This is a genomic window from Pseudomonas sp. GZD-209, from assembly GCF_049310485.1.
GTDB lineage: Bacteria > Pseudomonadota > Gammaproteobacteria > Pseudomonadales > Pseudomonadaceae > Aquipseudomonas > Aquipseudomonas sichuanensis.
Genome location: NZ_JBMOWQ010000193.1, coordinates 1 through 10536 on the forward strand (window position 1 = coordinate 1; position 10536 = coordinate 10536).

9 protein-coding genes are annotated in these 10536 nt (G+C 63.2%); 3 read left to right on the plus strand and 6 right to left on the minus strand.

The annotated features are described in order from the left end of the window. The first annotated feature begins 125 nt into the window (after window positions 1–125). Window positions 126–1214 carry an AGE family epimerase/isomerase gene (locus ACO6VM_RS20555; protein ID WP_422403739.1) on the plus strand — a complete coding sequence of 363 codons (1089 nt, stop codon included), beginning with the start codon at window positions 126–128 and terminating at the stop codon, window positions 1212–1214. Window positions 1215–1397: 183 nt separating this feature from the next. Here ACO6VM_RS20555 and ACO6VM_RS20560 read toward each other — a convergent pair whose 3' ends face one another. From ACO6VM_RS20560 to ACO6VM_RS20585, 6 genes are all read right to left on the minus strand, one after another. Further along, window positions 1398–2165 carry an SDR family oxidoreductase gene (locus ACO6VM_RS20560; protein ID WP_422403740.1) on the minus strand — a complete coding sequence of 256 codons (768 nt, stop codon included), beginning with the start codon at window positions 2163–2165 and terminating at the stop codon, window positions 1398–1400. A gap of 676 nt (window positions 2166–2841) precedes the next feature. Next, window positions 2842–3558, minus strand: coding sequence for an ABC transporter ATP-binding protein (locus ACO6VM_RS20565; protein WP_125465742.1), 717 nt, complete (start codon window positions 3556–3558; stop codon window positions 2842–2844). Beyond that, a complete protein-coding gene (locus tag ACO6VM_RS20570) occupies window positions 3555–4430 on the minus strand; it encodes an ABC transporter ATP-binding protein (RefSeq protein ID WP_232882500.1) in 876 nt (291 codons plus the stop codon). The genes ACO6VM_RS20565 and ACO6VM_RS20570 overlap by 4 nt, the downstream gene beginning before the upstream one ends. Next, window positions 4427–5728 (minus strand): high-affinity branched-chain amino acid ABC transporter permease LivM, encoded by a 1302-nt coding sequence (livM, locus tag ACO6VM_RS20575; RefSeq protein WP_422403741.1) that lies wholly within the window; start codon window positions 5726–5728, stop codon window positions 4427–4429. Before livM ends, ACO6VM_RS20570 begins: the two co-directional genes overlap by 4 nt. 2 nt (window positions 5729–5730) lie before the next feature. Further along, window positions 5731–6645 carry an ABC transporter permease subunit gene (locus ACO6VM_RS20580; RefSeq protein ID WP_110992987.1) on the minus strand — a complete coding sequence of 305 codons (915 nt, stop codon included), beginning with the start codon at window positions 6643–6645 and terminating at the stop codon, window positions 5731–5733. A 153-nt stretch (window positions 6646–6798) separates the two neighbouring features. Next, window positions 6799–7935 carry a branched-chain amino acid ABC transporter substrate-binding protein gene (locus tag ACO6VM_RS20585; RefSeq protein ID WP_401055402.1) on the minus strand — a complete coding sequence of 379 codons (1137 nt, stop codon included), beginning with the start codon at window positions 7933–7935 and terminating at the stop codon, window positions 6799–6801. A 466-nt stretch (window positions 7936–8401) separates the two neighbouring features. Here ACO6VM_RS20585 and pncB point away from each other — a divergent pair, with 466 nt between their 5' ends. Next, window positions 8402–9607, plus strand: a complete 1206-nt coding sequence (gene pncB / locus ACO6VM_RS20590; protein WP_422403742.1) for a nicotinate phosphoribosyltransferase — start codon at window positions 8402–8404, stop codon at window positions 9605–9607. 3 nt (window positions 9608–9610) lie between these two features. After that, window positions 9611–10438 (plus strand): ammonia-dependent NAD(+) synthetase, encoded by an 828-nt coding sequence (gene nadE, locus ACO6VM_RS20595; RefSeq protein WP_401055406.1) that lies wholly within the window; start codon window positions 9611–9613, stop codon window positions 10436–10438. Window positions 10439–10536 lie beyond the last annotated feature (98 nt).

Genomic DNA, 10536 nt, shown 5'->3' on the forward strand with positions numbered 1-10536 from the left:
GTGGGAATAGACCCCCCCTCACCTGGGTGGGGGCGTGTTTTCCCCCGCGAAAAAGGGCCGGCACAAGCAACCCTGAACCCCGTCTGCTACCATGGCGCCCTGCCCGACCGTCCATGAGCGCCAGCATGTCCGACCCCCGCCTTGCTTTGACCCGTTTTCAACAGCACTTCGCCGAACGCATCGTGCCGCTGTGGCAAGGCCCGGGCTGGAACGCCGAGCTAGCGCTCCCCTACGAAGCCCTGGACGCCCAACACCGCCCGCTGCCGGTACAGCGCTACCGCGCCATGGCCTGCGCGCGCCAGCTGTACCTGTTCAGCAGCCGCATCGAACAACCGGGCGCGGCCGAACGCGCGGCGGCGCTGTTCCGCTCGCTGCAAAAGCACTTCCATGACGCCGAGCACGGCGGCTGGTTCTACAGCATCGACGCCCAAGGCAGGCCGCTGGACCGGCGCAAGGATCTCTATACCCACGCCTTCATCGTCTTCGCCTGTGCCCACTACTGGGGCAAGGTCGGTGAAGGCCTGGTGGAAGCCACGCTCAATGGCGCCCTGGAAGTGGTTGCCGAGCAATTCGCCCGTGACGATGGCCTGTACGAGGCCAGCCTGGGTGAAGACTGGTCTGACCTGGGCAGCGGCCCCTTGCAGAACCCACAGATGCACCTGGCCGAAGCTTTCCTGCAGGTGCTGACCGTGCGTGAGGACGACGACGTACGCCAGTCGCTGCTGCAGCTGTGCGAAGCGCTGCAGGCGCAATTCGTCGAACCGCAACACGGCCTGATGCTGGAGAAACCGCGCGGGGCTGTGGATAACTGGTTCGAGCCTGGCCATCAGTTCGAATGGTTCTACCTGCTCGACAGCTCGCCGCTGCTGCGCGGCACGCCGCTGCATGCCTCCATCAGCCGAGCATTCGGCTACGCCGAACAGTGCGGGGTAAAGGATTCGGCGGTGCTGGCGATGCTGGATTTGGACGGCAAGGTGCTCGACGCCACCCAGCGGATCTGGGCCCAGGCGGAGTATCTGCGGGCGCTGGTACTGCGCTCGGCCAGCGATGAGAAATTGCTTGGGCAGTTGCAGGCCCTTCAGGGGCAGTTCCTGCATGACGGCGGCTGGTATGAGTGCCGGGATGGCAATGGCGCGGTCAGCCGGCATGACATGCCTTCGACCACGCCCTATCACTTGGCGACCTGCCTGGAAGGTTTGCAGCGCCTGGGCTGACGCAATCGCGGGGCAAGTCGCAGCGGCGCACCGCCGCTCCCACAGCAAATCGACGTCACCTGTGGGAGCGGGTTTACCCGCGAACACCGGCGAAGCCGGTGCCATACACCGCAGTGCCTGATTCGCGGGTAAACCCGCTCCCACATGTACTGCGCGACAGCCGACTTGCCCCTGTCAATCGACTCAGCCCTTGGCCGAACGATCGATCGAGAAACCTGCCCAGTCCTGGCTCACCGGCATCAGCTCGAGGCTGTTGATGTTGATGTGCGCCGGTTGATTGAGGATCCAGAAGATCGTATCGGCAATGTCCTGCGGCTGGATCGGCTCGGCGCCTGCATAGGTGGCGTCGTACTTGGCCTGGTCGCCGCCGAAGCGCACCAGCGAGAACTCGCTCTCGCACAGGCCTGGCTCGATGTTGCTCACCCGCACCCCGGTACCGCGCAAGTCGCAACGCAGGCTCAGCGAGAACTGGCCGACGAACGCCTTGGTGCCGCCGTACACGTTGGCGCCCGGGTACGGGTAGTTGCCCGCCACCGAGCCGACGTTGAGGATCGACGCACCACGGCCGTGGGCGATCAGCCGTGGCAGCAACAGGCGGGTGGTATACATCAGGCCCTTGATGTTGGTGTCGACCATGGTTTCCCAGTCGTCCAGGCTGCAGTTCTGCGCGGCATCGACACCCAGCGCCAGGCCGGCGTTGTTGACCAGGCCCTGCAGTTTGTCGAAGGCCGGCGGCAGGCTGGCGATGGCCGCCTCCATGGCTTTGCGGTCACGCACATCGACCACCAGGGTGTGCACTTCGGTCTTGGCCGACAGCTCGGCGCGCAGGGCATCCAGGCGCTCCTGGCGACGGCCGGTGAGGACCAGCTTCCAGCCGGCCTCGGCGAAACGGCGGGCGGTGGCCTCACCAAAACCGGAAGTCGCGCCAGTAATGAATACGGTGGATGTCATGCTCTTCTCCTTGGCTGTGGATTAGGTGCTGCAGGCCTCGCAGCATGCCCGGCGCACGCCCTGGCGACAACCGTTTCGATGCCTGATCAAAAAACGACCAAAGCCTTGAAGGCCCCGTGCTAGATGGTCCTGAGAGAGCTATGCGCACCTTATCCACAAGCCTTTCCCCACGGATTGGGGGCAACTCGTCGGTTGCGTGGAACCTTTTGTTCGGCCGAGGTCCTGTGGAAATCTTTCAGTGATGGCGCAACGCTTTCAACCATGCCGCTTGCGGCAGTCTGTCCAAGGTTTTTGCACAGAGTTATCCACAGATATCCGGCCCTTGTGGAAAGGTTCTCCTGTCGGCAAAAACAGTCGTTGAATCAACCACAAAGCGTACATGATCAAAAAACGTACAACCTCTTGAAGACCTTGAAAACAAAGGGGTACAGCGAGGTGCCACCATGTTTTCCACAGGCGGCTCCACACAATCCGTGGAAAGTTTTGTACTTGTGGAAACAAGGGCTTGCGAGGGGGTTGTGGAGTGCTTCGAGAAAGATATGCGACAAGTTGTCCACATGCTGGACCGAGCATAAAAAGCATCGCGGGGCAAGCCCGCTCCCACGGCTGCGGACCGCCCTAACCTCTTGGGGGTCAGTCCAAAGCGTGGGAGCGGGCTTGCCCCGCGATTGGCTGCTCAGTGCCCGCCCAGATAGGCGTTACGCACCTCCTCGTTGACCAACAGCTCCTGCCCGGTACCGGTCATGCGGATCTGCCCGTTGACCATCACATAGGCCCGGTCCGACAGCTTCAGCGCGTGGTTGGCGTTCTGCTCGACGAGGAAGATAGTCATCCCGCTCTGCGCCAGCTCGCGCAGGGTGGCGAAGATCTGCTTGACCACGATCGGCGCCAACCCCAGCGACGGTTCGTCGAGCAGCAGCAGCTTGGGCCGGCTCATCAGCGCCCGGGCGATGGCGAGCATCTGCTGCTCGCCGCCGGACATGGTCATCGCCCGCTGGTTACGCCGCTCCTTGAGCCTGGGGAACAGCGTAAACATGCGCTGCATGTCCTCATCGGCATGTTTGTCGCCGATGGGGATGGTGCCCATCATCAGGTTCTCCTCGACGGTCATGTCGGGGAACACCCGGCGCCCTTCGGGGGACTGGGCGATGCCGTTGGAGGCGATGTAGTGCGACGACTTGCGGGTGATGTCGGTGCCACGGTAGATGATCTGCCCGGAGGCCGCCCGCGGCTGGCCGAAGATCGACATCAACAGGGTCGACTTGCCCGCGCCGTTGGCGCCGATCAGGCTTACCGTTTCGCCTTCGTTGATGTGCATCGAGACTTTCTTCAGGGCCTGAATCGGCCCGTAAAACACCTCGAGATCCTTCAGTTCGAGAATGGGTGCGGTCATACCAGTTCCTCTTCATCGGCACCCAGGTAGGCGGCGATCACCGTCGGGTTGTGGCGGATATCCTGCGGCGCGCCTTCGGCGATCACGTTGCCGTGGTCGAGCACGACGATGTGGTCGGAAATGCTCATGACCATGCCCATGTCGTGCTCGATCAGCACCACGGTGATGTCATGCTCGTCGCGCAGCACGCGGATCATGCGGCTGAGCGCCTCGGTTTCCTGCGGGTTGAGGCCGGCGGCCGGTTCGTCCAGGCAGATGATCTTGGGCCGCGTGCACATGGCCCGGGCGATCTCCAGACGGCGTTGCTGGCCATAGGAAAGCTCACCGGCCAGGCGGTTGGCGCAGTCGACCAGGTCGACCACCTCCAGCCAGTAGAAGGCATGGTCCAGCGCCTCGCTCTCGGCCTGGCGGTAGCCCTTGGTGTTGAGCACCCCGGCCAGCAGGTTGCGGTTGACCCACATGTGCTGGGCCACCAGCAGGTTCTCCACCACCGACATTTCCTTGAACAGGCGGATGTTCTGGAAGGTACGCGCCAACCCTGCCCGGTTGACCAGGTGGGTACCGCCGAACATCTTGTAGTACATGCGGTTGGCGAAACGCGCGGGGGACACGAAGTCGGTGGGCCGGAAACGTTCGCCCAGCAGCTGGATGACGTTGGTGCTGCTGCCGCGCACGTTCAGTTCGATGCGCCCGCCGCTGGCCTTGTAGAAGCCGGTCAGGCAGTTGAACACGGTGGTCTTGCCGGCGCCGTTGGGGCCGATCAGGGCGAAGATCTGGTTGCGCTTCACTTTCAGGCTGACATCGCTGAGCGCCTTGATCCCGCCGAACTGCATCATCAGGTTGTCGACCGACAGAATGATTTCGTCGCTCATGGCGCCACTCCTTTACGCGGGACCACACCGGTACGGCTGATGCGGATCAGCCCCCGTGGTCGCCAGATCATCATCAGCACCATCAACACGCCGAACAGCAGCACGCGGTACTCGGAGAAGCTGCGCAGTAGCTCCGGGGCCACGGTCAGCACGAAGGCGGCGATCACCACGCCCACGGTCGAGCCCATGCCGCCGAGCACGACGATGGCGAGGATCAGCGCCGACTCGAAGAAGGTGAACGACGACGGGTTGACGAAGCCCTGGTAGGTGGCGAAGAACACGCCGGCAAGGCCTGCGGTAGAGGCACCGAGGGTGAAGGCGGAGAGCTTGACCAGCACGTGGTTCAGGCCCATCGAGCGGCAGGCGATCTCGTCTTCGCGCAGCGCCTCCCAGGCACGGCCGACCGGCATGCGGGTCAAGCGGTGCTTGATGTACAGCACGGCCAGCACCACCAGGAACAACACCGCGTAGATGAACACGAACTTGAGGTTGGCGTTGTATTCGAAGCCGAAGAACTCATGGATCGGCACCCCGCCGTCCTTGGCCCGGCGACCGAACTCCAGGCCGAAAAAGGTCGGTGATGGCGCCGGCATGCCGTTGGGGCCACCGGTGAACGACAGCCAGTTGTTCAGCACCAGGCGGATGATTTCACCAAAGCCCAGGGTCACGATCGCCAGGTAGTCGCCGTGCATCCGCAACACCGGGAAGCCGAGGATGCACCCCGCCAGCGCGGCAGCGATGGCCGCCAGCGGCAGCACGCTCCAGAAGCCCAGGCCCAGGTACTGGTAGCCCAGCGCCAGGCCGTAGGCACCAATGGCGTAGAACGCCACGTAACCCAGGTCGAGCAGGCCGGCCAGGCCGACCACGATGTTCAGGCCCAGGCCCAGCAGCACGTAGATCAGGCCGAGGATGACCACGGTCAGCAGGTACTTGTTGGCAAAGATGGGGAACACGATGGCGATCACGATCAGCGCCGGAATGATGTAGCGCAGGCGCGACTTGTAGTCCGGCGCCAGCACGTGCACGCCCGAACCACCACTGTCGAAACCCTGGAGCATGCGCAGGCCGGTAGCGGTCTGCAGGAACAGGCTGAGCACGAAGCGCCCGACCATCACCCCGCCGACCAGCCAGGCCACACGGGACGGCTGGGCGTTGAAGGTGTAGCCGTCGAGCACCACGCCGACGACCGGGCCAAACACGATGAGGGCCAGCAGGCCGGCGACGATGGTCTCCAGCAGGCTGCGTTTGAGATCGAAACCTTTGTTTGCAACAGCAGGGGCAGTATTGGCAGCGGACATGTTCACACCTTAGCCACGAGCGGGCGACCCAGCAGGCCTTGGGGACGGAAGATGAGGATCATCACCAGCAGCGAGAAGCTGAACACGTCCTTGTAGTCGGAGTTGATCAGGCCAGAGAACAGCGACTCGGAAATCCCCAGGATGATCCCGCCAAGCATGGCGCCCGGGAGCGAGCCGATACCGCCAAGTACGGCGGCGGTGAATGCCTTGATGCCGATGATGAAGCCGGCATAGAAGTCGAAGGTGCCGTAGTTCATGGTGATCAACACGCCCGCCAGTGCGGCCATCACCGCGCCGATGACGAACACGTAGGAGATCACCCGGTCGGTGTTGATACCCAGAATGGAGGCCATCTTGCGGTCTTGTTGCGTGGCCCGGCACATGCGGCCGAGCTTGGTGTACTTGATCACGTAGGTGAGCAGGCCCATGCCGACGAACGCGGCGACCAGGATGAAGATCTTGGTGTAGGTCAGCTGTACGAAACCACTGCCGACGTCGATGCGCATGGCGCCTTCGAGCAGCGTGGGTACGCCCTGCTGGCGGGCGCCCTGGCTGATCTGTGCGTAGTTCTGCAGGATCAGCGAGATGCCGATGGCGCTGATCAGCGGTGCCAGGCGGGTGGAGTTGCGCAGGGGTTTGTAGGCGATGCGCTCGATGGTGAAGCCGTAGACGCCGGTGACGACGACGGTGAACAACAGCGTGCCGAGCATCAGCAAGGGGAACGACTCGATGCCGAAGTAGGCCAGCAATGCCAGGCTGATCGCCGCGAGGTACGCGGAAATCATGTACACCTCGCCGTGCGCGAAGTTGATCATGCCGATAATGCCATAGACCATTGTGTAGCCGATGGCGATCAGGCCATAGACCGACCCGAGGGTCAGGCCGTTGACCAGTTGCTGCAGGAAAATACCATCCATAACGCAATCTCACCTGATTGAGATTGCACGAGCGCCGACCACGGCGGGCCACGGATGAAGTGGCCGTCGCGGCGCAGAACCGTGCAGATCTACGAATAAAGACAGCTACTGCGGGGCGTTGGCCCGGGCTTGCAGGCCCGGGCCCCACCCTGGTTATTTTTGTTTTTCGAGCTGGTGGTACTTGCCGTCTTTATCCCACTGGTAGACCACGTAGTCGGACACGGTCAGGTCGCCCTTGCTGTCCCACTTCTTCTCGCCCATGACGGTCTTGACCGGGTTGGCCTTGAGCCACTTGGCGGCGTCTTCACCCTTGTTCGACTTGGAACCGTTGAACGCGGCAGCCAGCGCCTGCAGCGAGGCATAGGCGTACAGGGTGTAGCCTTCCGGTTCGGTACCGGCCTTGCGGAACTCCTCGACCACCGCCTTGCTGTCGGGCAGCAGGCGTGGGTCGGCGCCGAAGGTCATGTACACGCCATCGACGTACTGAGCACCGCCAGCGGTGGTGACCAGTTCGTCGGTGACGATGCCGTCGTCGGACATGAACTTGACGTCCTTCAGGCCCTGCTCGCGCAGCTGGCGTACCAGCGGGCCGGCCTCTGGGTGCAGGCCGCCGAAGTAGACGACGTCGGCACCGGCGGCGCGGATCTTGGTGACCACGGCGCTGAAGTCCTTCTCGCCGCGGGTCAGGCCTTCGTACAGTACCGGCGTGACGCCGCGCTTGATCAGCTGTGCCTTGGTCGCGTCGGCCAGGCCCTGGCCGTAGGTGTCCTTGTCGTGCAGCACGACCACTTTCTTGCCCTTGAGCACGTCGACGATGTAGTCGCCGGCGACGATGCCCTGCTGGTCGTCACGGCCGCACATGCGGAACATCGCTGACAGGCCGCGCTCGGTGACCTGCGGGTTGGTGGAGCCCGGGGTGATGGCGATCACGCCGGCCTCGTCATACACCTCGGAGGCGGGGATGGTGTTGGAGGAGCAGAAGTGACCGACCACGCCGATCACCTTGTCCTGGTCCACCAGGCGGTTGGCAACGGCCACGGCCTGCTTGGGTTCACAGGCGTCGTCACCTTTGACCAGGACGATCTTTTCGCCGTTCACCCCACCGGCGGCGTTGATCTTGTCGGCTGCCGCCTGGGCACCTTTCATGTACTGCTCGCCAAACGCTGCGTTGGCACCGGTCATGGGGCCCGCTACACCGATCTTGACGTCGGCCTGAACATACGAAGAAACACCCAGTGCTGTGGCTACCGCCAGTGCCAGGAAACCTTTCTTGTAAAACGTCTGCGACATGAGGTGGTGCTCCTAGAGTTTTTTTTGGTTGGCACTACAACTTCTCAACCCTGTGCTCCGAGCAAGGGCCGTGCCATTGGTTTTGCATTCCGGGAAAACTCACTGTGCAGGGGGATACGAGGCGACCGACGGCCTTTTCTTTATTGAGCGTGCAACCGTCTGCCGCAGGGTGAGCGCCACCCAAACGCCTAGACAAGGAGCAACCATCGAGTGCCATCATTGCAACCCTTGCAAGTGTTAACGTGCAACCGCCCTGTAACAGCCGACGTCACCGAACTGCACACCGCTGGTGCGTGACTGCTACAAGCAGCACCGTTTGAAGGCTAGCCGGTGCACGGAAAACTCGCCTGGGTGGATCGACAGCCCCGGCCATTTTGCTCATGGCTGGCGCAAACACTGGCACAATGGCCACCATTCACGCGCGCTTGCACCGTTCAAAGCGGGCGCCGCCGACCTGGAGCTTTACATGAGCGAGAGCGCATTCGCCGAGCGCATCGTGCACAACCTGCTCGACACCGATTTCTACAAGCTGACGATGATGCAGGGCGTGCTGCACAACTACCCGGACGCCGACGTCGAGTGGGAGTTTCGCTGCCGCAATGGCGAAGACCTGCGCCCCTACCTGGGCGAAATCCGCCACCAGCTGGAACTGCTCAGCGAGCTCACGCTGGATGATGGCCAGCTGGCCTTCCTGGAGCGCATCAGCTTCCTCAAGCCCGACTTCCTGCGTTTTCTGCGGCTGTTCCGCTTCAACCTGAGCTACGTGCGCTTAGGGATCGAAAATGACCAGCTGAGCCTGCGCCTGCGGGGCCCGTGGCTGCACGTGATCCTCTTCGAAATACCTTTGCTGGCGATCATCAGCGAAGTGCGCAACCGCCACCTGCACCCGCACATGCGCCTGGCCGAGGCGCGTGACCAGCTGCACCGCAAGTTCGACTGGCTGCGCGCCCATGCCAGCGATGACGAACTGGCCGAACTGCAGGTGGCCGACTTCGGCACCCGCCGGCGCTTTTCCAGCCGGGTGCAGGCGGAAGTGGTGCGGGTGCTGCGCGATGACTTCCCGGCGCGTTTCGTCGGCACCAGCAACGTCGACCTGGCATGGAAACTGGATATCAAGCCGCTGGGCACCATGGCCCACGAGTGGTTCATGGCCCACCAGCAACTCGGCCCACGGCTGATCGACAGCCAGAGCGCCGCGCTGGACTGCTGGGTACGCGAATACCGCGGGCTGCTGGGCATCGCCCTGACCGACTGCATCACCATGGATGCCTTCCTGAAGGATTTCGACCTGTACTTCGCCAAGCTGTTCGACGGCCTGCGCCACGACTCGGGCGAGCCGGTGGCTTGGGCCGAGAAGGCCATCGCCCATTACCAGAAGCTGGGCGTCGACCCGATGACCAAGACCCTGGTGTTCTCCGATGGCCTGAACCTGACCCGTTCACTGGAAATCTTCCGTGCCCTGCGCGGTCGGATCAACGTCAGCTTTGGCATCGGCACCAACCTGACGTGCGATATCCCCGGTGTGGCGCCCATGAACATCGTGCTTAAAATGACCGACTGCAACGGCTCGCCAGTGGCGAAGATCTCCGACGAAGCCGCCAAGACCCAGTGCCGCGACCAGAACTTCGTCGCCTACCTGCGTCACGTATTCAAAATCCCCAGCAAGGAGTAACCCATGCAAGCCGTTCAGCAGGAGATTGCCCAGGCGCTCAAGGTGCAGCCCCCCTTCGCCGATGCCGCCGCGCTCGAGCAGGAAGTGGCCCGGCGCGTGGCGTTCATCAAGGATTGCCTGGCCAACGCCCGGCTCAAGACCCTGGTGCTGGGCATCAGCGGCGGCGTCGATTCGCTGACCGCCGCCCTGCTCGCCCAGCGCGCCATCAACGAGTTGCGCGCCGAGACTGGCGACAAGGCCTACACCTTCATCGCCGTACGCCTGCCGTACCAGGTGCAGCATGATGAACATGACGCCCAGGCCTGCCTGGAGGTGATCAAGGCCGACGAAGTGCACACCGTGGACATTGCCCCGGCAGTGCGAGCGTTGGCGGCTGAAGTGGTGGAGCTGAAGAACGGTTCGCCGACGCTGGTGGACTTCGTGGTCGGCAACGTCAAGGCACGTACCCGGATGGTCGCCCAGTACACCATCGCTGGCGCCCGCGCAGGCCTGGTGATCGGCACCGACCACGCCGCCGAGGCGGTGATGGGCTTCTTTACCAAGTTTGGTGATGGTGCCTGCGACCTGGCGCCGCTGAGCGGGCTGGTGAAGAACCAGGTACGGGCGATTGCGCGCAGCTTTGGCGCGCCGGAGGCGCTGGTGGAGAAGGTGCCGACCGCCGACCTGGAAGACCTGGAACCGGGCAAGCCGGACGAGGCATCCCACGGCGTCACCTACCAGCAGATCGATGCCTTTTTGCATGGCCAGCCGGTCGATCAGGCGGCGTTCGACATCATCGTCGGCACTTACCGCAAGACCCAGCACAAGCGCGAACTGCCGTTCGCGCCTTGACCGGGCAGTAAAAACAACTGTGGGAGCGGGGGGGGGGGGGGGGGGGGGGGGGGGGGGGGGGGGGGAGGGAAGAGGCGAGGAAACAGGTTATATAGATA

Bases quoted from the DNA above. Each gene is read 5' to 3' on its own strand.
- ACO6VM_RS20555 (WP_422403739.1), top strand. From the start codon at position 126: ATGTCCGACCCCCGCCTTGCTTTGACCCGTTTTCAACAGCACTTCGCC.
- ACO6VM_RS20560 (WP_422403740.1), bottom strand. From the start codon at position 2,165: ATGACATCCACCGTATTCATTACTGGCGCGACTTCCGGTTTTGGTGAG.
- ACO6VM_RS20565 (WP_125465742.1), bottom strand. From the start codon at position 3,558: ATGACCGCACCCATTCTCGAACTGAAGGATCTCGAGGTGTTTTACGGG.
- ACO6VM_RS20570 (WP_232882500.1), bottom strand. From the start codon at position 4,430: ATGAGCGACGAAATCATTCTGTCGGTCGACAACCTGATGATGCAGTTC.
- livM (WP_422403741.1), bottom strand. From the start codon at position 5,728: ATGTCCGCTGCCAATACTGCCCCTGCTGTTGCAAACAAAGGTTTCGAT.
- ACO6VM_RS20580 (WP_110992987.1), bottom strand. From the start codon at position 6,645: ATGGATGGTATTTTCCTGCAGCAACTGGTCAACGGCCTGACCCTCGGG.
- ACO6VM_RS20585 (WP_401055402.1), bottom strand. From the start codon at position 7,935: ATGTCGCAGACGTTTTACAAGAAAGGTTTCCTGGCACTGGCGGTAGCC.
- pncB (WP_422403742.1), top strand. From the start codon at position 8,402: ATGAGCGAGAGCGCATTCGCCGAGCGCATCGTGCACAACCTGCTCGAC.
- nadE (WP_401055406.1), top strand. From the start codon at position 9,611: ATGCAAGCCGTTCAGCAGGAGATTGCCCAGGCGCTCAAGGTGCAGCCC.